The sequence below is a fragment of the Olivibacter sp. SA151 genome (assembly GCF_054130995.1).
This window is the reverse complement of record NZ_CP096391.1, coordinates 5,030,155-5,054,796: the sequence shown is the minus strand read 5'-3', so window position 1 is coordinate 5,054,796 and position 24,642 is coordinate 5,030,155. Positions and strand designations below refer to the sequence as shown.

The following is a 24,642-nucleotide window of genomic DNA, read 5'->3' as shown; positions in this document are numbered from 1 at the left end:
CGTACTTCTTGATAGCGTTGGTGCCCTTAATAAAAGAATAGAAAAGCTAGAAAGGATAAGGTGAAAAGAAAACAGTCACAAAAGTATTGATATCTTAGCAGAATGCATGCTCACAGTATGAATGAAGACCAATTTTTACAACTTGTTTCAGTCCACCAGGGAATCATTCATAAGGTTTGTCGATTATACCGCGACACACCGCCTGATCGAGAAGATCTATTTCAGGAAATCGTTTTTCAGCTATGGCGTTCTATTGATGATTTCAGGGGGCAGTCAAAAATCAGCACATTTATCTATCGCATTGCTCTTAATACCGCTATTGCAACATTCAGGACTGATCGAAAAAACGTGATACGCTATGTGGATCAAGTGCCGGAAATGTCGCCCGAAAACGAGGACCGAGCTTTAGCCGATCGTAAGGACCGCTTGATGGCTGCAATTAAACTGTTGGCAGAAGGAGATCGTGCCATTATAGCTTTAGTCCTCGATGAGTATAGTTATAGAGAGATCGCAGAGATCATAGGCATAACAGAGAACAATGTTTGCGTGAGGGTTTCCCGGATAAAAGATAAAATCAGAACACTATTAACTAGCAATCATGAGAATTGAAGAAATGAAAAGCCTTTGGACAGCACAGTCCATCGAAGTAAAGCAGAAAGAAGCACTGGCAGAAATGCTTACAGAAAAATCTCATCCAATCCTTAAAGGAATCAGAAAACAGCTGTTACTGGAAATCGGCTCGTGGCTAATTATCTTATGTGTATACTACAATATGTTTGACGGTGAAAAGCGACCTTTGGCAGCTAACCTGGTATTTATAATCTGTGTGCTCCAAGCAATAGCCTTTAATTTTATCGGCTATTTGGCCGCAAGAAATCTTGTATATGGTGATAGTATAATAACTTCAATAACCGTATATCTAAAGAAACTCAAGCGAATTAAATGGGGTTCTTTATGCTCAAGAATAATCTTCACGGGTGGCATGCTGTTTTTTTTCTTTTACGGATTGGATGTGGCTATTTTTAGGATATTATCTATTGCTTTTATCGGCCTTGTATTTATAGGTCAACTCTGGTTACTTCAAAGACAGTGGTCTCAAAGAATTAAAAAGCTCGCGGAGTTAAAGTTCGAACTGATAAATACCAGCGAAAAAAGCTAATTCGATGAGTACTAAATTTACAACAGTTTAAACCACTTTCCATTAAAAAATTTGACTTGATATCTATCCTATTCAGTTATTTCTTTCCATTTGGTCATCCTAGCTTTTAGATCTCTTGTCCGACCATCTACACTGAAGGTTCCGTCACCTTTATGATGGAAGATGCGTTGTTCTCTTCTGTCGCGATTAATCCACGCTTTCACAGCGGCAACGACAAACAGGTTGTATTTTCCGGATAACTGAGTATTTACAACCTTACATTCAATATTAGCAAGACATTGTCTAATCAGAGGTGCTTCCACTTTTTCCGCTTGCATGCTATCTAAATTGAATGCTTTAAACTTGTTAACATCCGCGCCACTGCAATTTCCAATGTCGACAGCTTTTTCCATCAAATCAACCCCGGGAATTGCAATAACACACTCTTTACTTTTTACAAGCGCCTGATGACTAAAGTCCCAAGGCCCGATAACAAACGCAATTAATGGCGGATCATGTTGAACCATCATGTGAAAGCCCATAGTCATGATATTACTTTTGCCTTGATAGGCCGTGGTAACAAGTACCAACGGCCCGGGTTCCAATAACCGCACTACCTTGCTCAGTGGAAAATCCTTCATCTCTTTATGATATAAAGCCATTATTGAATGATAACACTCATACCTCCATCAGCCATTACGATTGATCCAACGATGAAGCTTGCCCTGTCGGAGGCTAGAAAGGCAGCGACTTCCGCAATCTCTTCGGGTTGGGCGGCTCGTTTAATCGGAGCTTTCTTGCCGTGATCCGCTAAAAATTCCCTACCCTCGGGGTTAATCTCGTTGATAAGATTTGTTACAACATCACCTACACCAACTGCATTTACTCTGATATTGTGTTCAATACCTTCTACGGCCATAGTTCTCGTTAGCTGTGCCAATGCACCTTTAGAACTTGCATACGCGGCAATGGTTGGAAAAGTAAAAAAGCAAGCATAAGACCCAATGTTAACAATGGCTCCACTTTTTTTGGGCATCATGACTTTCAGTGCTTCCCGTGAGTGAAGAAATGTACCGGTAACATTCGTATCGATTATTTTATTCCAGTCCTCCAATGTCGTATCCACCGTAAGCTTATTAACGATGCGTCCGGCATTATTTATCAGAATGTCCAGTTGTCCGAATCTTTCCATTGCAAAGGCTACCACATTGACCGCCGTATCCTCCCGGGTGACATCGCCTACAAAAGGCACTATATTCTTGTGATCCTCTCCGAGATTTCATCGTTGTAATCTTCAGCTATAACTTTTGCACCCATCTCATGGAATAAAACTGCAATTGCTTTACCAATGCCACTTGCCGCACCGGTAACGATAACTACCTTGTCTTCAAATTCTAAATTTCTATCTTTCATAATTTCGTTATTTTAAATTTTCCAATATAAAATTCGAACATTAAACAGGGGAGCTACTTACCAAATGGTAAAAAATAATCTATTGAATATTTCATAGCATGCTGCTCAAAGATTATTGTCTTACTCGCCGCCATAATTAAGAAAGCAAAATAACGCTGTCAATAGCTTTTTTAAGATAAACAAGATCCCAAATGCAAAGTTTGTATACAATCTTTTTTACCGGCTAATCGACGGTCGGCTTCTATTAACAATAGCTATTGTATCGATAGTGGGAGTAACTGGTATTCATGGATCAATTCAAGGGATTATTCTAACGGTTTATTTTCACGTTCATGTAGCGAATCGACTATAAGAAGTGTTTGATTCTAAAAAATCGCTAACGATTAAAACAACAAATATGAAAAATCAACTCCTACTTAGATCATCAGTGTTTATGCTGGCTTTATTTTCAGTACTTTTTTTCAGTTGCGGTAAGGCGAAAAACGAACCGAATATTGAAGAGCCCTATAAACTGGAAGCCAACCTCTTCATGGGGAACGAGCTGTTCATCAATACGATGAAGGCTCGGAATGCGGAAAACGTTTTCGAGATTCTGCAGGTCGTCCGGAAGAATGACATGTTGGACGTCACAGTAAAAGGTGGAGGCACTGCAGCGTCATTTCAGTTTATTTGGGATGGTCTCGTACAAGAATCATTTCCAATGGGAGTCCAGTTGATAATGCTATACGATAATACGAATGATGATTTCGACCGAAATAAGGAAATATCCGTATCGGTGAACCTCCAAAAAATAGTTGGTGAACGAAACAATGTGAATGACTATCACTTCCACGTGATTAATGGATCAAAAAAACAGACAGTAATATTGAATCCGGACGGCAGCACGTCCAAAGCAGATAAATGATCAGATTAGGTAGTAAATAGAAGATGCGTGCGTTGATCATAGACGATGACCTAAATGATGATACAGGGCATTATATCCGTTAGGTAGATTTTGAAAGGCTCGGTACAATCGGTGTTGCGGCATTCATTCAATAGTTATGATATTAAAAATGAAAGAATATGCTAAACGGCTTGAAGATCAAAAAGTTATCAATCAGCGATGTAGCCTGTTTCGAAAATCTTATTATCTTGTTTGAAGAAGTTTTCGAAATGAAAAAATTTTCTATGCCAAAAAGTGAATATCTACGCAAGTTGCTAGCGAAGGAGAGCTTCCATGCGTTTGTAGCTCTGAAAGAGGGTTCTGTAATAGGTGGATTAACCGCTTACACGTTGAATCAATACTATTCCGAAAAGCCCGTGGCTTACATTTTCGATTTAGCAGTCGCCAGCCTATGGCAACGGCAAGGCATAGGAAATGCCCTGATTATGCACACAAAATCTTACTTCCGGCAGAATGGTTACTCGGAGGTCTTTGTACAAGCCGATCGAGTAGACGATTATGCTGTCGATTTTTATAGGAAAACAAACCCTACGGAAGAAGAAGATGTGCTTTACTTTTACTATACACTGGATTAAAGGTCCAAATTGCCATGTCTTCCAATATTCGATTGACTGTCTGTTAAAGCATTTTCCGCAACTTTAAAGAAAGTTACGAGTTTATTGCGTTCATTATTCCACATGCCCAATAAAATGTTTTATTGATTTGCGATGATTCCGGTTAGCACATAGAATATGCGGATTCACACTTTGATAAAATTTCCAAAACAAAATAGCCGCAAAGATTATTACTAGTTAACACAAAACAAAAACACTATGGGGAATTTACTTTATATCATTGCCGTGGTACTGGTAATTATTTGGGCAATCAGTTTTTTCGGCGGTTATGCAGAGGGTGGAATTATTCACGCGTTGTTGGTTATTGCCATCATTGCGATATTACTGAGGGTGATTAGAGGGGCAGCTTAAGTTAATGGAATAGTTTGGATGCTAATTCAAACTATTCCTATATAAAATGACATAACCTATGAAATATCTTAAATTTCTCTTTGATGACCCCTTAGTTTGGAGTATCCTCTTGGGGCTATTAATCGCTATTTATCTCGTCTAGGAAATAAAAATCAGAAGTTTGAAAGAGGGTTCGGTGTCGAGCGTATGCCAAATGATACCCTTTGTGAATGAAACGCTATGGACAAATCATCCAGTTCATGTAATTCCGGTAAAGAGCAAGCCGTTCCAAAACACCTACTTGTGGATCACGCACCTGTTGCGATGTATACATGTGACCTTTCCGGTCGTATCACGTTTTATAATCGCGCTGCGGCGGAGTTGTGGGGAAGAGAACCGGAAATCAACAAAGACCTTTGGTGTGGCTCGTGGAAAACATACTATCCCGACGGTTCAAGCATGTCGCCGGACGAACACCCTATGGCAAAAGTGCTCAGCCAGCAAATAACTGTTATGCAAGCGGAAGTTACGATAGAACGGCCCGATCGTACATTTAGGAGGCTTTTAGTGTTCCCCCGTCAGCTTTTTGATGAGCAGGGCACGCCTATTGGAGCTTCTAATATGCTCGTTGACATAAGCTATAAAGAAGAGCTGGAGACTAGGGATGCCTTCCTTTCGGCCATTGTTGAACATTCACAAGATGCGATCATTAGTAAGGACTTAAATGGTATTATAACGAGTTGGAACCGGGGCGCAGAGCAGGTGTTTGGTTACCGAGAAGAGGAGATGATAGGCCAGCCTATTTTAACGATTATTCCCAAAGAAAGAATAGAGGAAGAGACCTATATTCTTAACCGGATACGTCAGGGTCGTATCGTCGATCACTTTGAAACAATCCGAATACGAAAAGACGGCCGTCCTATACCAATTTCGCTTATGATTTCCCCAATTCGGAACAGTGGCGGTAAAATAATAGGAGCCTCCAAAATCGCTAGAGATATTTCTGAACGGGTGAATCACGAAAAGGCGATCGCAGCGTATACGGAAGATTTGGAGACGATAAGCTCCATAAGCAAGGTAATTTCCGAAAAGCTTGACGTCGAAAAAATTCTTCAGGAAGTGACAGACGCAACTACCCGTTTAACCGGGGCGGCTTTCGGAGCCTTCTTTTACAATACGATCAACGAAAGCGGAGAAGCTTATATGTTGTACGCGCTGTCAGGCGCGCCAAAGGAAGCGTTCGAAAAGTTCGGTCTTCCACGCAATACGGCTGTTTTTCATGCAACTTTTAGCGGTAAGGGGCCGGTGCGGTCGGACGATATCACTAAAGATGTGCGTTATGGGCATAATCCGCCCCATTACGGTATGCCGAAAGGCCACCTGTCGGTGGTCAGTTACCTAGCTATACCGGTGGTTCTTTCCGATGGTAAAGTAATTGGAGGTTTGTTTTTCGGCCACCCGCTACCAGGCCGTTTCACTGCACGGCATGAAGATATTGTAACCAGCGTAGCTGCACAGGCCGCCGTTGCATTAGATAATGCACGTCTGTTTGAAGAAGTTGTCTCACTCAGTATCAAAAAAGATGAATTTATCGCGATGGCGAGCCATGAGCTCAACAGCCCGCTCACTTCCGTAAAAGGATACCTTCAATTGTTAAACAAAAAAAACAAGGATTTGGCGTGCCGCCCCTTTATAGACATTTCTATGCGGCAAGTAACGAAATTACAAAAGTTCGTTTCGGATCTACTGGACGTGTCGAAAATAAAAGCTGAAAAATTGCAGATAGATCCAGATAGGTTTGACTGCAAAGCTTTGTTGGAGGACATTCTCCAAACCTATCACGGTATTAGTACACATAACTTTAAATTGGAGTCAAACTGTTCCGAGGCCTTTGTTGTGGCCGATAAACTGAGAATAGAACAAGTGGTTGTCAACTTACTCAGCAATGCCGTAAAATACTCACCCAAAGCAACCGCGATAAACCTCTCCCTTGAAAAAGGCCCCGATATGGTGACAGTGACGGTTTCTGATCAGGGCATGGGGCTCGCGGAAGATGAACTTTCCAGAGTTTTCGATCGGTTTTATCGCGCGGAGAAAAGAGGCATACCCGGCCTGGGCCTGGGACTCTATATATGTAGCGAAATAGTGCGGCGCCATGGCGGAGAAATAGGTGTCAAAAGTGAGCTTGGGCGTGGTTCGGAATTTTATTTTACATTGCCCCTCAGGGATAGATAAGCAAAAAAGATAATTAACTAATAGCATAAGTTTTAATGGTAACAATTATGAAAAAAAGAGTGATAGTAGTCGAAGATGACCCTGATATAAGTGAGTTGGTTAGATATATTCTTACAGACGGCGATTTTGAGGTTACTTCATTCGATTGCGCAAGCGCTTTCTGGGAAGGCATCGTCGGCACGGAACCGGATATTGTCCTGCTTGATATCATGTTGCCGGATGGGAATGGATTAGAAATCTGTAAGGAAATGCGTAAGAGCGAACGTACGCGCAATATTCCTGTAGTTATGATGTCCGCACATTATGAAAATATCGACAATGAATGCCGATTTGTACCGTACGTAAAAAAACCGTTTGATATTGATGATCTTGTTTCCAAAGTAAGACAATCGGTCGCTTAACTGCGGTTAATGAAATGGCGGGATTCGTTTCACCTTAGAACTGTGACACCTAAGGAAAAAAGTAAAATAAAAAAAGCGAAGCATTGGGTAAGCCACGTGATGCGGATGATGCTATAGCTGTTGATGTTTACCAATGTATGCCAAATGACAAACAAACAAGCGCAAATCAGGTTTTTGCAGAATGAATTAAGGCGCCTGCAGGCACAGTTAGCCGAAACGGCTTTCTTTATCATCGCTGTCCCTAGCATGAAAATGAATTTGTTTGGCACCGGCAATTACCGAACGCTTCGCTTCCTCTAGAATTTCCTCCTTGCTCGTTGGTATATTTGGACTATCCAACTTAGTTCTAGAGCCGTTTATAGCTGCCTTAATAATCGGTAATCGCAACATAATGTTTGTTAACCATTTTTATCGTGAATAGGTTTGTTGTCAATTCATATTTGTCGTTATTAGGGATTACAAGAAGTCAAAACTTGTAGTACCTTTACATCGGGGATTATGAAAATAACTAAACAAGAGGAACAGCCGACACTCCAAAATGAGCATGTACTGTTAGTACCTCTGCAGCTTGCAGATGCAGACAGCTATTTCAACTTATATTTAGCGTTGGACGCTCTTGATATATATGAAGAAGCTGCTATCCTTCCAAAGGAAACGAAAGGTGATTTTACCGGCAGAATCGCCTCCCTTTGCACCTACATTTGGACGATTCGATTAGCCGGCGACCCAGACCGCATAATTGGTGACTGTGCATTGCACCATTGGAATAAAACGAAGCATGAAATAGAAATCGGAGGTGCTTTATTTCCAGCCTACTGGGGGCGAGGGATCATGTCGCATGCTTTTCAACTGGTAATGAAATTTGCAGCGATGACCCTTGAAATAAAAACCATTGTTGGATCCACTCAGACCAACAATGTAAATGCACAACGAATGGCTCATAAACTGGGGTTTAATATTGCATATGCGGACGGCAAGAATACAATATTGAAACTGAATGTTTCCAAGAGCATTTGATGGGCTTTACTGATGGCCGTCCGACTTATCATGCAGTCCGATGTCGCCATTAGCAAGGTGCAGTTCGGTATCTGATGGTAAACATGAAGATTCTATTAGACAAATAGGTACATCCAAATGCATGAATCTTATTCCGGCATCGGATTGTTTAGCTATCTATATCCATAATAAAGTTGAGCAGATTTGAATGAGATTGTACAGCTTTGAACCTTTAAAATCCACTAAATCTGCCCATGTTTGCGCCAGTGTTTCTCAATAATCATTTTATGAATAAATTATTTATCCGCCTACTATTTTTCGTCTCCCTGTTTCCTTTAATGAATATCCGGCCCCAAAGCTTATTTGTTGATCCTGTAAAGGGAAAGGATATCGGTACTGGGACCGAGCGTGATCCGTTATCAAGTCTTGGCAGAGCGGCTACCATGGCTAATACTTTTACAGGTAAAGATCCCATAAAAATTAAACTGTACCCGGGGCTTTATGTGCTCACCGATCAGCTGGAGCTGAAACCTCCTACAGGAAAACGGATATGCTACAGATTATACCATTGAGGCAGTAATTCTGCCAGATGATAAGGGTTGGAAGCCTTCGGCCATGCCGGTTATTCAATCTATTTCTCCGAATAATAAGAACTGGGCAAATTTTGACCATTGTACTAGCCTGCAGGTGAAAACACACAGGTTTGAACGGTTTAAATACAACCGGATTCGAACCTGATATTTAGCTAGCTTTATTAGTACCGGTCAGTTTATTATTCTCTTCAGGGTTCCTTTTTGCAAGCCAAGAATCGATTGAGCTGAGCCCTGCACCGGTTAAAATAAGGGAAATTAAGCCTGCAATGTACAATAGGTTGATTTCATATCCGGGAGGGCCAAATAAAGGACCCTGTGGCGCTAAACCTATCGTTTTCACCGAGCTAAAGCCATAGTTGATATGAATGGTGAACATAGCAACGAGCATCGTACAGATAAGGGGTATAGCGGTAACACTTACAAAGAATCCGACAAAAATTGCCAGTCCGCCCAATATTTCGACTAATGATGCAACCCACGAACTAAGATGAGGAAACGGAACTCCTAGTTGTGTGAGAAGTTTCTCAAAGCCTACCGGGCTTCCCTTGCTCAATTTAGCCCATCCATGTGCCATAAAGCCAAAGCCGATAATTAACCGTAAAAACAACGGGCTCCATTGCTTATAATTCTTTTCTGATATTGAAAAAATGCGATTTATCATGTCTGTTTTTTTATATTCTATTTATTATTGTTGATTGGGTGATAACCACTGCTGTAAAGCAATAGCAGTGCTAGTTAAAGCCGCGCCGTGTGCTTCGCTTTCGTAATAATAGAATATCAAATCAGTAGAATTCTGTTCCTTAAATAAATAGGTACAGCATTCCGATAAGCAACTAAAGACTTTCGCTGTAAGACGAGTGTTTCGGAAAAGAGAAATCGCCGGATAGAATAAAAGAGCGATAAAACGATAGCTGTAAAAATAGGAACGTTAACCGCTGACTTAGGCTCGGGCACGTTAAATGTAGAGCCTGAGCTATCTATAATGCCCTGGCAAATAGCTAAGCCGGCCTGCCGTCCGTCAGCTGATCGTTCCGTTTCCTGTGTGCCTTTTATGAGATTTTGAATAGCTCTTCTAAGAGGACAATAGCTAAGTAAAAGGAAAGCTGTCATCAGCAGAAATACCGATAACGGACGGATTAAATTCACAAGACTAAATGTCATATATCAATCCTTAATTGTACTCAATTTTCGTCAAGTTGATTGTTGATCCGCTTTTGAAGCTGCTCTTTAAATCCTTCATCTAATTTCAATTCCTTGTAATCCGAGGGAAAAAGTTTCCTGGCCATTTGGTTTATGACCGCACTTTGCTGCATGAAGGTTACACAAATGGAACATCCTGTTAAGTGTATTTTTAACTCCATCTTTTCCCTCAACGTTATTTTTCCGATTTGTTGCTTCTCAATTAAAAAAGTAGCCTTTCTACAATTGTAGGCTATTTTTTTTAACTCCGCTTCACTCAATTCTTTCATCTGTATCTATTTAAATCCAGTTTTTTTGAAGGCAAGACCTCAAATTCACCTTCGTTCTGTGAATAATCACCCAAAAATTAGACGATGTCAGTTTCAACTCACTGCAAATCATTTCAGTAGTTTCATCATCTATGTGTTTCATGGAAAATACCAAAAACCATAGAGCTGGCAGCTTTTTCATACAAGCTTCCAATATTTTTTGAAACTCTTTGTTTTCCAGTGCATCGGCCTGTTCAATCCCCAGTTCGGCAGGTCTGTGCTGTTCCTTCCAATGGCCATCATTGTGATCGAAGAAGTCGGTATCAGTATCATCAGAATTTGTCGCATCAACTCCTTTTGAAAGTCTCATTGACCTCGACCGATATACATCAACTATTTTGTTTTTTAGGATCGCCGTAAGCCAGGTCTTTTCAGAGCTTTTTCCTTCAAACTTTTCCTTACGTTCAAGTGCTGATAAAAAAGTTTCTTGTACAAGGTCTCTCGCCAAATCCTCGTCATTTATACGGAAAGCGGCATATGTGTAAAGGTAGTCTGCGTACCTGCTGACCCATTTATGCGGGTTAACTGCGTGGTTATCTATTGTGTTAATTTCGGGATCGTTCGTTAGCATAAGTAAATTTAATGTTCCATTTTGATTTCTGATGTCTTTCGATCTTTTTTCATAATCGTAACGGTGAATAACATCCCTTAGTCGGAAATCTAATTGAATCCTTACAAATATTTTTGACTTTTTAAGGATTCTTTGGAATAGCCGACAATAGCTTTAGCTTGGCCGAAAGATAGTTGTGCGGGCAGCAATTGATATGTATTTTACACTTTCAAATGGCATTAATAACTTAAAGTGATTTGTTAATAAACCAGAGATACTCAATGGAATTAATATTTTTGTAGAGCCTTCTTCCCAAAAGCTGTCAGTTGTTTAGCATCGAGATAACCTATTGAACGTAGTAGCACCTTTCCATTATAGTCAAGAATTAAGAGCGTAGGGTACTCCTGCACGTCCCACTTTGAAGCCAGATCTGCGCCTTCCCCTTTTTCCATATCTATAGATAGGTTCACGAAATTTTTATTAAAAAAATCAGCAGCCTGACTGTCTTTAAAGGTTATGGTCTTCAACTGCTTACATGGGCCGCACCAAGTTGTATAGGCATCAACAAAAACGTATTTACGTTCTGCTTTTGCTTTCTTTAACGCAATTGAATAGGAGTTTTCGATAAATGTTATGGGCTTGCTTTTTACCGGCCTTTCATTTATTAAATCATGTACGCTGTGAATGATTGAGAATGAACTTAGTGAGAATAACGCTCCAAATAGAAGCAACTGATACTTTATATTTTTCATTTGATTGGGTTTAATTATTACATGTCTTTATATGCGGCGGCTCCCTTGTCTAAAAATGTCACATATTTTGAAACATTAAGATCGAATGCCTGCGGAGATGTCAACCGGTTGCCAGAACCGTCTACGACAATATAATAGGGCTGCGAATTTGTGCCAAAAGAAGCAGCCTGAAAATCGCTCCATTTTTGGCCTAAGGTCTTTACTTTCCTGCCACTGAATTTTGAAATGTACTTTTCATTTTCTGCAAGTTCGCTTTTGTCATCTACGTAGAGGGATACCAGGATATAATCCTTTTTTAGACGTTTCAGTACCGCCGGGTCTGACCATACACTTGCTTCCATCTTACGGCAATTGGTGCAGCTCCAACCTGTAAAATCTAATAGGATGGGTTTATTCAATTTTTTTGATTGCGCAAGAGCTTGCTCATAATCATAAAAAGCATCTAAGCCGTATGGCGTATGAAAAAGGGACGCATATTTTTTATTAGCGGTTTCTTCTGTTTTCTCTTTAACGGCCGAACCGGTTAAATCAAATTCTTGCGAAGTGACAGGCGGCAACCAAGCACTGATCGACTTCAGGGATGCACCGAAAACTCCCGGTATCATATAAAGCGTAAAACCAAAGACCAGCATGCTGACAAATAAACGGGGAAGGGAAAGTGTTTTTGTTTCAGTATCATGTGAAAGTCTGATCTTTCCTACAAGGTAGAAGCCCAGAAACGCAAATATGATTATCCATATGATCAGAAAAACATCCCTGTTCAAAACCCCCCAGTGGTAAGCCAAATCGACGTTTGACAGGTATTTAAAAGCCAGCGCGAATTCGAGGAAACCAAGAGACACTTTTATCGAATTCAACCAGCCACCGGATTTTGGGAGTTCTTTCAACCAGGAGGGAAAAATAGCAAACAAAGTAAAGGGAATTGCCAAAGCTAAAGAGAATCCAAGCATACCCATCGCTGGCCCGTAATAGATTCCGTTAGAAACGGCATCGACCAGTAAGGTTCCGATAATTGGCCCTGTGCACGAGAACGAAACCAGTGCTAGGGTAAAAGCCATAAAAAATAGCCCTATTATCCCACCTTTGTTAGATTTCTCGTCCATCCTGTTAACCAGTACGGAGGGTAGAGTAATTTCAAAAGCACCTAAAAAGGAAAGTGCAAAAACGATCAGTACAGCAAAAAAAAAGAGATTGAATGTAGCACTGCTGGCCGCTTCGTTTAAGGCGGATGAGCCGAAAAAAAAAGTGATCAGCAATCCTAAGCCCATATAAATTGTAATGATGAAAGTTCCGTATAAAAAGGCCTTTTGTATTCCTTTGCGCCCGGACACTCCCTGCTTGGTAAAAAAGGAAATAGTTAGCGGTATCATCGGATAAATACACGGCATAAAGAAAGCGGCCAGACCTCCTAAAAAACCCGCAATCAAGACTCCAGGGTAAGAAGAAGCACTTCCACGGGGCATGTTACTTTTTGCGGCTTGTTCCGCTTTTGATTGGGTGCCGGTACTTCGCTGTCCGGGTTCAGCCACCGGTTGAGCTTGTGATCCTGTTCGGCCCACCGGGATGCTAAACTCTTCCTCTGTTGGAGGCAGGCACTTATGGTCATTGCAAACCATAAATTCCAATGAACCTGTTATCGTCGTGGGCTGGTTAAGCTTAATCCGTTGTTTAAATATCACCTGTTTTTCATGCCAAAAGATTTCCATATTGAAATTTTTGTCAAAGCCGGAAAGTGCCTTTGGCGTCTCCAGCACTTTGTCTACTAACTGGTAAGCGGTCGAGCTATCAAACTTAAAGGAAGTAGGTATAGGCCCGCCTTCCTTAATAAATTGCGAATAGACATGCCAGCTGGAGTCAATATCTGCTTTTAACACAAGAAAGGCTTCCTGTGTATTGATTTTTTCCGCGGAAAAGCTCCAGTGTACCGGGCTTTCTATTTGAGCTTTCGCTGATATGGAAAACCATATTAAGCTCAGTAAAACGAGGATTTTTTTCATTTGCTTGTATCCGATAGCTTAGACCTCTTCACGAAGTGCAGCAACAGCGGCCTTCAATAAGGGCGCACTTAGCCTTTGCGTGATATTCGGGTTGATGTATTCGAAAAGGATTTCCCCTTTTTGTTTAGGATAAAGACGGATGGCACCGGCAGAAGTTTGTCAACATTTTTTCCACCTGAGGTTTCCGGTAGAAATTTATCGTAGCTTTTAGGACTTTTAAAGGCGATACCAAAGCTCTTGGCGGCAGTCAGATCTGCATCTGATAACAGGGTGTAGGAAAGTTTTCCTTGTCCATTGTTCTATTAAGGTTCTCTGGACTGTCAGTACTGATAGAACAGGGATTTGCTCGCCCGCTATAAGGGGACTTACATCTTCGGCTTTTAATGGAGCACCTGCTATCACCTTTACAGTATCCTCCGCAATAAACATATGCTGTCTTGACGAAGATGAACCGGTTTGATTAATTGCAGCTGCATTAAAAGTTAGTGGCGAAAAACCGAGCAGCGTAACTGCTAGCCACGATTTTATCAACCTTACCTTGGTGTTTTTATTTTTTCTCATACGTTTTTGCCGGTTTAGTCGCAAAGAGTGGTGAATCCTTACAAAGAAAATCATATGAATCTTACCGGCTGAATTTCGGCAGCCTATACAGAGCTGGACGTATATAAACCCCAAAAATGGGAAAACAACGCCCTGTACCGCATGGAGGCAAGAAAGGAATTTAAATCCCTGCTCAAACAGGGATGAATGGATTCCGTCCGTAGGCTATTTCCCGATCAGGCAGTCTATACCTTTTGGGATTACCTGTGGAACGCTTATGGCCGCAATGCCGGCCTGCGATTGGATCATATCCTGCTGAGCCCAAGATTGCGACCCGATTTATCGAGGGTGGCATCGACCGGCATGTCCGTGGCTGGGAAAAGAGCAGTGACCATGCGCCGGTATGGATCCGCTTGAAAGCAAAGTGAATCGGTTAGATTTTCTCCTGCAGAAGGTTCTGTAAAGCACATTTTATTAAAGCTATCCGACGACTGATTGCATCATTTTCCGGCAAGTATATAACCCGATGTAAAGTCGTTTATGTGCTTAGCAAAGCACGCTGCTTGCAGTAATCACCTTCCAGTCCCCGTTAAATAACTTCCAGACTCTGGTAAACTTAACACGGCTTTCAAATGGCTGGTTCAGGTAAACGCCCCTAATCTCCTTAGTGACCACCACTGTGCAGATATCTCCGAATAGGTGCAACTGCCGGTCTGAGCCAACCAGTTCGGTAATTTTTAAATCCCCGTTGATATGAGGGGCCATATCCTCCTTTTTGGAAAGCACCATTCCCAGGTGATTAACAAATAGCAACTCATCGTGAAGCAACTGATCCAGTACCTCTACATTGCTGTTTAAGATGGCTGTAATAAGTTGTGCTTCTAACTTTAAAATTTCGCTCTCCATGGCGGTTTGTTTTATAGATGATACCGCTAAAAGTATAAAATTAATCTCTAAAACACCACGCGAAACGTCAGTTGGATATTCTAGGATAAATTTCCAGTGAGTTTTGCTAACTCCTCTGTGGTAAATTCATAATCTGCCAACCACATATTTTCCTGTAAGTGTGCCAATTTGGTTGTACCTACCACTGGAACAACAAATGGCTTCTAAGCCAATAACCTAGCTATACTGTAGCCTTCCCAGGAGATAGACAGTTATTTATCCAAAAAATGTTATTTTAGAACTTAACTGTTATCATGAAAAACACACATTCAGCGAGAGCCTGATGGGAGGACGCTCACCATTGCAGTGATTTCTTCCGGTTCTCGTATGTTTTTGCGGCCGAAGAGTTGGTTGACAATAAAAAAATTGTCATGCATTTTGACAATAAAAATTTTGTTATTATGTTTGACAATAAATTTGTTGTCAATGAAGAACAGTTTAGGCAATCCGGCGAGAGGTGATGGATTTTACCCCAGAGATAAAGAAATAAAAAAGTTGTATCGGGTACTTAAATCCGGTGCTAGTATTTATCTGTCCGCCCCTCGCAGAGTAGGTAAGACTTCCATATTGAAATTTATGGAAGAATATCCTGAAGATGGATATTACTTTGTGTACCTAATTACAGAATCCGTTGAATCAGACAATGAATTTTTTAAGACAATTTTCGAAGCATTATTGAATAGCGATGCAATCAATAAATTATCCAAAGTATATGCAGAATTTAGAGATGCTGTTGCTGGTATTATGGACCGCGTTAAAAAAGTCTATAATGTAGAGTTACGGGACCGTGGAGAGACCGATTATTATGATTTACTGATTGAGCTGTTTGCCAATGTTAAAAAAGATCTGGGACATTTGGTAGTACAGATAGATGAGTTTCCTCAGACCATACAGAACATCTTGAATATTAGTGGAAAAGATGCCGCCGAGCGTTTTATTCAAAAGAATCGTGCGCTTCGCCACCATCCGGACCTGGCAGATAAGATACAGTTCATTTATACGGGTTCGCTTTCTCTTTATCCAATGGTGGAACAGGTTACCCAATTAACAGCAGTCAATGATTTACGCTCCGTAGAACTGCAGGCATTGTCGGTAGCAGAAGCAGGGGATTTTTTTAGCAAGTTGTTACAAGAAGAGTATTTGGAAATCGATTTAGATCTGTTACAGTATGTGCTGGATAAAATGAAATGGCATATACCTTTTCATTTACAGCTGATCGCACAAGAAATAATTGAAGTATACGAAGTAGAGGGTAAGGAAATAGATGTGCAGGCCATAGACAAGGCATTTGAACAGGTGGTCCATGTAAGAAATCGTGCGCAGTTTGAACCGTACTTTTCTCGATTGAATAGTGTATTGAAAGGTGCAGAGTATGCATTTGTTCTAGATGTGTTAAAACACGTGGCATTATACGATCAGATCGAAGAAGATATAATGGTCGATTTCGGGGTAAAACATAGTATAGACAACCTACAGCGCATCAAAAATATTTTAGAGGGTGATGGCTATCTTTATTTTAGCCGGGAGGATGCGGTGTATCGATATACCTCACCCATACTGCAATTGTGGTGTAGACGCCATATGTGTAGATAATTAATTAAATAAGTAAAACGATGGCAGATACAACACTATATAATCCGGCAACCCTTCGTGAAGAAGATTTGATCGCTAATTTTGTAGTTCGTACCAAAACCTTTGAAAAAATATTTAAGGATATCCGTAATAGCAATATGCGTTATCCCGAAAAACATTACTTGATCCAAGGCCAACGAGGTATGGGTAAAACCACTCTATTGTTGCGGTTAAAGTACGAAATCGAACGTACGGAGGATTTGAAGGATTGGCTTATTCCTGTATTTTTCAATGAGGAAACTTACGATGTCAACAGTTTGGCCGGTCTATGGGAGAAATTGTTAAAGTACCTGGATGATTATTTTGATACTGACGGTGCTTATTATGAGTATACCGAACGCTTTGTGGATATGGAAGACTACGAGCGGTTATGCTTTAAGTTTCTGATAGAAAAGCTCCATGAGCATGGCAAAAAGCTCATTATCTTCTTTGATAACTTTGGAGAGCTTTTTTTGGACAATCTACGTGACAAAGAAAAGCGGCGCTTACGTGAGATACTGATAGAATGCAATGATATCCGTGTTATCGGTGCGTCTGCAGTTGTAATCAATGATTTGCATGATTACAGTCAGCCATTCTTTGAATTTTTCCACATTATTTACCTTGACGGCCTAAGCAAGGAAGAAACATTCAGTCTGATCGGCAAGCTACAAGAAGATTGCCATGAAGCCAAACCTATAGACTTAAAAAAGCACAAAGCCAAGATTGGTACCCTAACGGTATTGACAGGAGGAGTGATCCGCACCATTATGATGTTATATCAGGTGTTGTTAGACGATCCAAACGGTAAAGCATTAGAAGATCTTGAAAAATTACTGGATAAGGCAACACCCTTATATAAGCATCGTATAGAGGATCTTCCGGTGCAGCAGCGTCGTATAGTAGATGTGATAGCCAAAAAATGGGATGCAGTAAGTGCTAAAGAGATTGCTAATGAAATACGTGAAGACGGCAAGAGAATGCAAACCAAGTTGATTTCGGCTCAGCTAGCACAGCTAGAGAAGAACAATGTAATAGAGAAAAAAGCGACGACCACAAAGAACCATTTATATCAATTGAAGGAACGTTTTTTCAATATTTGGTATTTGATGCGCAGTGGCGATAGGCGTGATCGTAAGCGTGTGGCATGGCTTACCAAATTCCTGGAAATGTGGTATGATGATGAGGATAACAAGCGCTCGTCCTCTTCGATATTAGAATCCGCAAATGCATTGATTAATTCTGATAAACTGGACCTGGAAAAGCTAAACGAGCTTATTGAAACGACCTCTAATGTACTGAAAGAGGATGAAAAGAAATACTTGCCAAAATCCGGGCACGCAAAGCAAATCTTAGGCTTTAAGGAAGCGCGTCGAGAGGCTTTGTCGGAAGACACGAATATGTATCATTTAAATGAACTGTTCATAAACCTAATGTCCCGACACCAATATCACTTTTTATTCAAGCAATTCGAGACTGCTCCTAAGTTGAAAGACTTACTTAAACCCACCTATTACGCACTAATGACTTTGATGAGGGATGATATGCCGAATGAAATCGTTAAGATGGGCGACGAGTTGAAGCATCCAGTGGAAGAGATATTAGATAGAGTACGACAGACGAAAGTAAAGGACGTTAAATAAGAAGGGGTTTAAAAGGTCGATCTTAGCAGACATGAGATTCGTGTAATGGTAATCATCACTTCAGCTATTCAATGCCATTCACAAACAAAACCAATAAATCTTCTACCGTTTAGTCAACCTTTGCTTTAACTCCGATAGCCGATATTATAGCCCTTTGTTTTCTTCTAGAAGCATATTATCGTTTTCTAGATTTCGGGCGTATTTGCCATAATGATTTAAAAGTACCTCGACTACGGAAAATAGGATAAAACTACAAATTCATGTGACGAAACAGGTCGATTCCGTGACAAAAGCATAAGAAATAAGTTTGGGATTCTGTTTTTCCCAAATCCTATAAAATCACCTTCCGGAACGTCAGGTTTATTCTCGGCCCCATGATAGCGTTCGATTTGGCTATCCTATGTTCCCAGTAAAGTTGCAGATCGCCTTTCATGAGCAATAGCGATCCGTGCTGCAGCTTGATGGAGTAGCGACCGGCATGGTCTTCCTTTCTGCGGAAATCAAAGTTCCGTTCGGCTCCCAGGCTCAGGGAAGCTATTTCGGTTTTGCGGCCGGGCACCGTATCCTTGTCGGCATGCCAGGCCACCGAATCATTTCCATCGCGGTAGAGGTTCAGCAGCACCCCCTGAAATTCCATGCCGGTAATGGCCTCAATACGCTGCCGGATCACCTGCAGTTCCGGCAGCCAGGGTATCGGTTCACGCCGGTCATCTGCCTGCAGCGGGCGGTCTCCGTACCATGCCGTCAATCTGGGCGTTGGCACTTCCTTATCGTACATCTTAACCTTGGTCTGCTGCCAGGGTACATTGTGCATTAAAAAAGTAAGCAGTGTGTCCGCTTCCGGCCGTTCCAGAAAGCCGGACGTATAATCCATCAGTTCCCGTGGCAGTACCAATTGCCGGTTATCATCAAACAGTTTTCCCTGCATCTCCAATCAATTAAAATTTACCTGAAATTCCGTCCTTTCGGAAACAGTTCCAGTTGAGCATCAACCCGTACCTGCGTTCTTTTGTTTTTGGCAGGGAAGACATGGCCATCTTTTTCATCGGCGGGCGAGAGCGTCCGCAGCTCAGCCTGCTTTCTTTCCTTCGGACCGAGCAATGTGAGCAGCCTGGAGAGGTTGTAGAGCCTTTTGGCCACCACATGGGTAACCTGTCCCTCGCGCTGCAGTTTACCCTCTACCATCAACAGCTGCGAGTAGAGGATTTCCTTCCGGTACCGTTCAAAGAGGCTCGCAAAGGCCACCAGGTTGGCCACGCCCGTTTCGTCCTCGATCGTGATGAAACAGACACCGCCCGCCGTTCCCGGGCGCTGCCGTACCAGTACCAGTCCGGCAACCCGAACGGGCGTGCCATCGGGCCATCGGTCCAGTTCCTTCGTGGTCAGGATACCCCGCTCATAAAGCTGCCGCCGGATAAAGCTCACCGGATGCGCCTTCAGCGAAAGTGCCAGCGAGCTGTAATCCTGCAGCACATGTTCCGATTCTGACATCGCCGGCAGCCGCACCTTTTCTTCCGGTGTGCTCGCCGAAGGCTGCCCTTCAAAGATGCCCATGGGACGGTCATGGAGGGCCGACACCTCCCAGAGCGCCCGCCTGCGGTCCATGCCCATCGAACGGAACGCATCGGCATCCGCCAGGCGCTCCAGCGAAGCGATGGAAACCCCTGCATCCGGCAGGAAATGAATATGCGTATAAGATCTCTTCCGCGCCCGTACCAGCGCTTCCATTTCCTCCCGGTTCATTCCCTTAACCTGCCTGAAACCCAGGCGCACCGCGCAGTAAGGGCCCGTTTTCTCTTCCAGCGTATTGTCCCAATGGGAAAAGTTGACGTCCACCGGCCGTATCTGCACACCATGCTCCCGCGCATCGCGCACAATCTGCGCCGGGGCATAAAAGCCCATGGGCTGGCTGTTCAGCAGCGCTGCGGCGAACACATCGGGGTAATGGTGCTTCAGCCAGCAGGAAACGTAGACCAAGAGGGCGAAACTGGCCGCATGGCTTTCGGGAAAGCCGTAGCTTCCGAAACCTTCCAGCTGGCGGAACACCCTTTCGGCAAATTCCTTTTTATAGCCCCGTGATACCATGCCGTCGATCAGCTTCCTTTCGAACCTGCTCACCAGACCCTTTGCCTTAAAGGTGGCCATGCTGCGCCGGAGTTCATCCGCTTCGGCAGGGGTGAAGCCCGCGGCCACAATGGCGATCTTCATGGCCTGTTCCTGAAAGAGGGGCACGCCCAGTGTCTTGCCCAGAATCGCTTCCAACTCAGGAGAGGGGTATTCCACCTCCTCTTCACCGTTGCGCCTGCGCAGATAGGGGTGTACCATATCCCCCTGGATCGGACCCGGCCGTACAATGGCCACCTCGATCACCAGGTCGTAAAAGTTCCGCGGCCGCAGGCGCGGCAGCATCGATTGCTGCGCGCGGCTCTCGATCTGGAATACCCCGATGGTATCCGCCGCGCTGATCATATCGTACACCTCGGGGTCATCCTGCGGTACGGTGGCCAGCGTCAGCTCCAGCCCGTGATGTGCCCGTGCCAGATCAAAGGCCTTGCGGATGCAGGTCAGCATGCCCAGCGCCAGCACATCAATCTTGAGGAAGCCCAGCGCATCAATATCGTCCTTGTTCCATTCGATGTTGGTGCGGTCCTCCATCCGGGCATTGATCACCGGGCATAGGTCGGTCAGCTTTCCGTCCGTGATCACGAAGCCCCCCGTATGCTGGCCCAGCTGTCGCGGAAAACCCATAAACTGCCGTGTCAGTTCCAGCACCTTTACCAGGTGAGGGTCCTTCGGGTTGAAGCCGTGCTCCGAAATGCGATCGCCCTCGAACCATTCGTCGGTAAACTCCCAGATGGAGCTCGACAGGCGGTTGATGGCATCCACCGACATGCCCATCGCCTTCGCCACATCCCGTACCGCACCCTTCTGGCGGAGCTGCGTCACCGTGGCCACAATGCCTGCGCGGTCGCGTCCGTATTTTTCATAGATATACTGGATGATCTCTTCACGGCGTTCGTGCTCAAAATCCACGTCAATGTCGGGCGGCTCGTTCCGGGCCGAAGAGATAAAGCGCTCGAAGAGCAGGTCAAACTTCGTCGGGTTCACCGCCGTGATGCCCAGGCAGAAACAGATGGTGGAGTTGGCGGCCGAGCCGCGGCCCTGGCAGAGGATACCGCGCGAGCGGGCCTCCCGTACAATGTCATATACCGTCAGGAAGTAGGGCGCATAATCCATCTCCGCAATGAATTTCAGTTCGTGCACAATGGCCGATGAAACCTTTTCCGGCAGCGGATCACCGAAAAAGTCGTAAGCTCCCTGCCACGCCAGCCGGGTCAGTTCCTCCAGGGGCGTGCGCCCGTCCGGCATAATCTCCCTCGGGTACACATACTTCAGACTGTCGAGGTTGAAGCGGCAGGCCTCCGCGATCCGCCGAGTGTTTTCGATGGCCTGCGGATATTTTCCAAAAAGACGTTCCATCTCCCCGGCGGGTTTCAGGTAGCGTTCCGCATTCCCGTAAAGCAGGTAACCCGCATTGTAGATCGTTTTCTTTTCGCGCACACAGGTCACGATGTCCTGCAGCTGCCGCCGCTCGGGGCTGTGGAAATGCACATCGTTGGTGGCCACCATCGGTATGCCGAAATCCGCTTCCAGTTCCCCTATGCGGTAGAGCCTTTTGGCGTCGCTGCCCCTGTACAGCCAGGAGGCCGCCACATAGAGTTGCCGGCCGAAGGCCTTTTTATATTCCAGCAGCTCCCTTCTGAAATCCTCTCCGAAATCAAATTCATCATCAAGATCAACGGGAGGCAGGGAAATAAAGATCATGCCCTCTGCATAGCGATATACATCGGCCTTATAGAGCTCGCATTTCCCCTTTTCCGTCCGCCGGTTGCCTTCGGTCAGCAGCGCCGAGAGACGGGCGTAAGCATCCCTGTCCGTCGGGTAGGCCAGCAGGGGAGGGCCGTCCGCAAGATTGAGGCGTGCGGCGGGGATGATACGCAGACCGTGTTTTTTCGCAGCGCTGTGTGCCCGCACAATACCCGCCAGGGTGTTGTGGTCGGTTATGGCCATGCTCCCATAACCGAGCGCCGCGGCCTGTTCCACCAGTTCCTCCGGGTGCGAGGCACCGCGGAGGAAACTGAAATTCGAAGTGACCTGTAATTCCGTATAATCCATAAACCGTTAAGCAAAAAAACCATGGATGAACCATTCCGGCTCGCCCTCGCCATCATAATGCCCCGATCGGAAGAGCCAGTAGCGGGCGCCCTCTTCATCCTCCACGCGGTAGTAATCGCGCTGCGGGCCCGTCTCGATCCACCATTCCCTTTCGATGCGCTCGGGCCCGTCCGCCTTTTTCACCTTATGCCTCTTCCCTTTGTATACAAAAACCATGGGCGGATAATCCGGCACGGGAGCCGATACCCGGATGGGCTCCGGCTCGGGCAGCAGGTAAATCGGGCGCGGCTCACCGATGGGCCAGGGGATGGCCGGCTGTTCGTCATAAGAGGTGGCGGGCCTGATGGAGCGCTCCGGCCAGTGGTGCTCATCCGGCAGATAGCGGCGGATGGCATCGTGGCCGGCACGCGTGGCGATCCGGTCGAGCAGATTGCCGATCTCCGTACTTTCATAGGCACCGCCATCGTTCCACAACTTCTCCTGTCGGGCATCGAGATCCTCCACAACGGGCGCTTCCAGTATAAAAAGCTCGATGCCCAGACCGGGGGCAATGGTGCCGATCTTTTCGCCGAACAGGCGGAAGAGATGATGCCGGTCACGCGAAGGGCGGCCGGTGCCGATCCCGATCTGCTGTACCTTACCATCTATACGGAAAGACCGGAAAACCGCCTTCCGCAGCCCCATCCCATCCTTCAGCAGATTCCGTGTAAGCATTTCCAACAACGTCTCCAGCGCCATTTCAATGGCCTTTCGCGTCCGTACCGGCTCCAGGCAGGGCAGGCGTTCCGCATAAGGTGCCGGCGGCCGCACCGGTTCCAGCGGTTCGGGAGAGGTGCCCAGCGCCTGACCGATGCGGTTGAGCAACTGCTCACCGAAACGGCGGCGCAGTACCGTACGGGGCATGCCGATAAAATCACCGATGTGGGTAAGGCCCAGCTTCTGCATGCGTTCCGTTATGGTCCCATCCAAACGCAGCGCGGCGGGAGGCAGGGGCATCAGGGCCGCCAGCTGCCCGCCGGGAGCAACCACGGCGCCATCCGTTCCATAACGGGCCACGGCCCATGCCGTTCCGATGGTATCGGCCATGGCCATCCGCACATCATAGCCCGCGCCTTTCAGTTTCCTGGCAATCTCTCCCATATAGGGCCTTTCCCCTTTCCATAGGTGGGTGCAGCCGCTCGCATCCAGTATCAGCCCGTCCGGCAGATCGACGCCCGCAATCGGCGTATAGCGAAGGCACTGTTCGGCCAGACGCTTCAGTAATTTTTCCGCCCGGTGGGGTTCATAATCGAACACTTCCAGATCGGGGTAAAGAGCACGTGCATCGGCCAGTACCATATTCACGGTAACACCTTCCGCCGCTGCCCCGGGGCTCAGGGCCCGGATCACCATGCGCCCCCGCTCAGGCGCGGCCAGTACAAAAGCCTTTTCGCGCAGTTCCGGCCGGTGGATGGCCAGGTCATCCGTGAGCAGATGACGGAATGCGATCGCAACATATCTTCTCATCAGGTACCGGTTTTTGTATATGCTTTCTTTTTAACAGGTGCACCGGGGTCTACATAACGGAAGATGTCGGCCTTCCAGCACAGGTGCCAGGTGCCGGGCCTTCCGTTGCGTATCTTCCCGAGCTGCACTTCCCACAGCGGGTGGCCGATGCCCGGCAGGCGTCCGTCCTGCAGGCTGCTCAGGGGGCGTATATTCCAGCGCGAGACGCAGGCCGGGTTGTTCAGGCGCCGCGGGCGATAGCGGTGCAGAAAGCCCGTAACACGGCTCTGCTCCACGGCCAGCTGCAGGCGGCGCGAGGCCGTCAGGTCCAGCTCGCGGATTTCGCCCACCACAGCGGCGAGCGAAGGGCACTTAAGCGCCTCCTCCAGCACCCAGAGGGCATCCTTTTCCCCATGCAGGTTGATGAAGATCACCCGGTGGGGCTCAATGCCGAAACCCAGCAGGGAGGGCGGAAACAAACGCTTGCCGATGCTTACCCAGAGGCAGGGACCCTTCCGCTGCATCAGGCGGCCGATCAGGCAGGCGATGAAGCCGGTAGATGCCGCCGCTTCCTCCGCACTGTTACTGATAAATTCATGGATGGCCCCGAGCGGAAAGGTACCCATCGGGAAGGCCTTTTCCATCGGCCCCAGATCCCCGGGCAGTTCATCGCTTCCGTTCGGAGCGGAAAAACCCTCCGCTGCCAGAATCATTTTCCGCAGCTCCTCCACCACTGACTTTTTCTTCAACGAGGTTTCCATATCCCGATTTT

At 45.3% G+C, this 24,642-nt stretch carries 25 protein-coding genes and 1 pseudogene; 12 read left to right on the top strand and 14 right to left on the bottom strand.

Going from position 1 to position 24,642, the window contains the following annotated elements; genetic code table 11:
• The first annotated feature begins 117 nt into the window (after positions 1–117).
• Positions 118–609, top strand: a complete 492-nt coding sequence (locus M1D52_RS20705; RefSeq protein ID WP_437394532.1) for an RNA polymerase sigma factor — start codon at positions 118–120, stop codon at positions 607–609.
• The gene (locus M1D52_RS20700; RefSeq protein WP_437394531.1) at positions 599–1,159 is read left to right on the top strand and encodes a hypothetical protein; all 561 of its coding nucleotides are present in this window, start codon (positions 599–601) and stop codon (positions 1,157–1,159) included. The genes M1D52_RS20705 and M1D52_RS20700 overlap by 11 nt, the downstream gene beginning before the upstream one ends.
• Before the next feature lie 68 nt (positions 1,160–1,227).
• Here M1D52_RS20700 and M1D52_RS20695 read toward each other — a convergent pair whose 3' ends face one another.
• Together M1D52_RS20695 and M1D52_RS20690 are read right to left on the bottom strand one after the other, a co-directional pair.
• Positions 1,228–1,800: a flavin reductase family protein gene (locus tag M1D52_RS20695; protein WP_437394530.1), complete on the bottom strand. Its 573-nt coding sequence runs from the start codon at positions 1,798–1,800 to the stop codon at positions 1,228–1,230.
• Positions 1,800–2,551, bottom strand: a pseudogene (locus tag M1D52_RS20690) (SDR family NAD(P)-dependent oxidoreductase). The gene M1D52_RS20695 and the pseudogene M1D52_RS20690 overlap by 1 nt, the downstream one beginning before the upstream one ends.
• A 397-nt stretch (positions 2,552–2,948) precedes the next feature.
• Between M1D52_RS20690 and M1D52_RS20685 the strand changes: the two are divergent.
• The 5 genes from M1D52_RS20685 (at position 2,949) to M1D52_RS20665 (ending at position 7,074) form a co-directional block, all read left to right on the top strand.
• A complete protein-coding gene (locus M1D52_RS20685) occupies positions 2,949–3,455 on the top strand; it encodes a hypothetical protein (protein WP_437394529.1) in 507 nt (168 codons plus the stop codon).
• A 158-nt stretch (positions 3,456–3,613) separates the two neighbouring features.
• The gene (locus M1D52_RS20680; protein ID WP_437394528.1) at positions 3,614–4,069 is read left to right on the top strand and encodes a GNAT family N-acetyltransferase; all 456 of its coding nucleotides are present in this window, start codon (positions 3,614–3,616) and stop codon (positions 4,067–4,069) included.
• Positions 4,070–4,306: 237 nt separating this feature from the next.
• Positions 4,307–4,459, top strand: coding sequence for a lmo0937 family membrane protein (locus M1D52_RS20675; RefSeq protein ID WP_437394527.1), 153 nt, complete (start codon positions 4,307–4,309; stop codon positions 4,457–4,459).
• A gap of 219 nt (positions 4,460–4,678) precedes the next feature.
• Positions 4,679–6,673: a PAS domain S-box protein gene (locus tag M1D52_RS20670; protein ID WP_437394526.1), complete on the top strand. Its 1,995-nt coding sequence runs from the start codon at positions 4,679–4,681 to the stop codon at positions 6,671–6,673.
• A gap of 47 nt (positions 6,674–6,720) precedes the next feature.
• Positions 6,721–7,074: a response regulator transcription factor gene (locus M1D52_RS20665; protein ID WP_437394525.1), complete on the top strand. Its 354-nt coding sequence runs from the start codon at positions 6,721–6,723 to the stop codon at positions 7,072–7,074.
• 207 nt (positions 7,075–7,281) lie between these two features.
• Here the strand turns inward: M1D52_RS20665 and M1D52_RS20660 are convergent, their stop codons facing one another.
• Positions 7,282–7,464, bottom strand: coding sequence for a 3-keto-5-aminohexanoate cleavage protein (locus M1D52_RS20660; protein WP_437394524.1), 183 nt, complete (start codon positions 7,462–7,464; stop codon positions 7,282–7,284).
• A 108-nt stretch (positions 7,465–7,572) separates the two neighbouring features.
• Here M1D52_RS20660 and M1D52_RS20655 point away from each other — a divergent pair, with 108 nt between their 5' ends.
• Both M1D52_RS20655 and M1D52_RS20650 read left to right on the top strand, forming a co-directional pair.
• Positions 7,573–8,091 (top strand): GNAT family N-acetyltransferase, encoded by a 519-nt coding sequence (locus tag M1D52_RS20655; RefSeq protein ID WP_437394523.1) that lies wholly within the window; start codon positions 7,573–7,575, stop codon positions 8,089–8,091.
• Positions 8,092–8,357: 266 nt separating this feature from the next.
• Positions 8,358–8,642, top strand: a complete 285-nt coding sequence (locus tag M1D52_RS20650) for a hypothetical protein (RefSeq protein ID WP_437394522.1) — start codon at positions 8,358–8,360, stop codon at positions 8,640–8,642.
• A 169-nt stretch (positions 8,643–8,811) separates the two neighbouring features.
• On the opposite strand, the gene M1D52_RS20645 is transcribed toward M1D52_RS20650, so the two are convergent.
• The 6 genes from M1D52_RS20645 to M1D52_RS20620 all read right to left on the bottom strand — a co-directional run bounded on the left by M1D52_RS20645 (position 8,812) and on the right by M1D52_RS20620 (position 13,470).
• Complete coding sequence (locus M1D52_RS20645) at positions 8,812–9,324, bottom strand: DoxX family protein (RefSeq protein ID WP_437394521.1); 513 nt, start codon at positions 9,322–9,324, stop codon at positions 8,812–8,814.
• A 116-nt stretch (positions 9,325–9,440) separates the two neighbouring features.
• Positions 9,441–9,824, bottom strand: a complete 384-nt coding sequence (locus tag M1D52_RS20640; protein WP_437394520.1) for a hypothetical protein — start codon at positions 9,822–9,824, stop codon at positions 9,441–9,443.
• A 20-nt stretch (positions 9,825–9,844) separates the two neighbouring features.
• Positions 9,845–10,132: a hypothetical protein gene (locus tag M1D52_RS20635; RefSeq protein WP_437394519.1), complete on the bottom strand. Its 288-nt coding sequence runs from the start codon at positions 10,130–10,132 to the stop codon at positions 9,845–9,847.
• A 10-nt stretch (positions 10,133–10,142) separates the two neighbouring features.
• A complete protein-coding gene (locus tag M1D52_RS20630; protein ID WP_437394518.1) occupies positions 10,143–10,742 on the bottom strand; it encodes a sigma-70 family RNA polymerase sigma factor in 600 nt (199 codons plus the stop codon).
• 266 nt (positions 10,743–11,008) lie between these two features.
• A complete protein-coding gene (locus tag M1D52_RS20625) occupies positions 11,009–11,473 on the bottom strand; it encodes a thioredoxin family protein (protein ID WP_437394517.1) in 465 nt (154 codons plus the stop codon).
• A 17-nt stretch (positions 11,474–11,490) separates the two neighbouring features.
• On the bottom strand, positions 11,491–13,470 hold the full coding sequence (locus M1D52_RS20620; protein ID WP_437394516.1) for a protein-disulfide reductase DsbD family protein: 1,980 nt from the start codon (positions 13,468–13,470) through the stop codon (positions 11,491–11,493).
• Between the two features lie 747 nt (positions 13,471–14,217).
• Between M1D52_RS20620 and M1D52_RS20615 the strand changes: the two genes are divergently transcribed.
• A complete protein-coding gene (locus M1D52_RS20615; RefSeq protein WP_437394512.1) occupies positions 14,218–14,427 on the top strand; it encodes a hypothetical protein in 210 nt (69 codons plus the stop codon).
• Positions 14,428–14,556: 129 nt separating this feature from the next.
• Here the strand turns inward: M1D52_RS20615 and M1D52_RS20610 are convergent, their stop codons facing one another.
• Positions 14,557–14,916 (bottom strand): nuclear transport factor 2 family protein, encoded by a 360-nt coding sequence (locus M1D52_RS20610; RefSeq protein ID WP_437394510.1) that lies wholly within the window; start codon positions 14,914–14,916, stop codon positions 14,557–14,559.
• A gap of 465 nt (positions 14,917–15,381) precedes the next feature.
• On the opposite strand from M1D52_RS20610, the gene M1D52_RS20605 reads away from it, so the two are divergent.
• Together M1D52_RS20605 and M1D52_RS20600 are read left to right on the top strand one after the other, a co-directional pair.
• Complete coding sequence (locus M1D52_RS20605) at positions 15,382–16,548, top strand: AAA family ATPase (RefSeq protein WP_437394508.1); 1,167 nt, start codon at positions 15,382–15,384, stop codon at positions 16,546–16,548.
• Positions 16,549–16,568: 20 nt separating this feature from the next.
• Positions 16,569–18,209: a winged-helix domain-containing protein gene (locus M1D52_RS20600; RefSeq protein WP_437394506.1), complete on the top strand. Its 1,641-nt coding sequence runs from the start codon at positions 16,569–16,571 to the stop codon at positions 18,207–18,209.
• Between the two features lie 331 nt (positions 18,210–18,540).
• Here M1D52_RS20600 and M1D52_RS20595 read toward each other — a convergent pair whose 3' ends face one another.
• Genes M1D52_RS20595 through M1D52_RS20580 form a run of 4 tightly spaced genes read right to left on the bottom strand, consistent with a single transcriptional unit; the run spans position 18,541 to position 24,631 of the window.
• Positions 18,541–19,137 (bottom strand): alpha-ketoglutarate-dependent dioxygenase AlkB family protein, encoded by a 597-nt coding sequence (locus M1D52_RS20595; RefSeq protein WP_437394504.1) that lies wholly within the window; start codon positions 19,135–19,137, stop codon positions 18,541–18,543.
• 17 nt (positions 19,138–19,154) lie between these two features.
• The gene (locus M1D52_RS20590; RefSeq protein ID WP_437394502.1) at positions 19,155–22,385 is read right to left on the bottom strand and encodes an error-prone DNA polymerase; all 3,231 of its coding nucleotides are present in this window, start codon (positions 22,383–22,385) and stop codon (positions 19,155–19,157) included.
• A 6-nt stretch (positions 22,386–22,391) separates the two neighbouring features.
• On the bottom strand, positions 22,392–23,891 hold the full coding sequence (locus tag M1D52_RS20585; RefSeq protein WP_437394501.1) for a Y-family DNA polymerase: 1,500 nt from the start codon (positions 23,889–23,891) through the stop codon (positions 22,392–22,394).
• Entirely contained in the window at positions 23,891–24,631 is a 741-nt protein-coding gene (locus M1D52_RS20580) for an ImuA family protein (RefSeq protein WP_437394500.1), read from the bottom strand. Before M1D52_RS20580 ends, M1D52_RS20585 begins: the two co-directional genes overlap by 1 nt.
• Positions 24,632–24,642 lie beyond the last annotated feature (11 nt).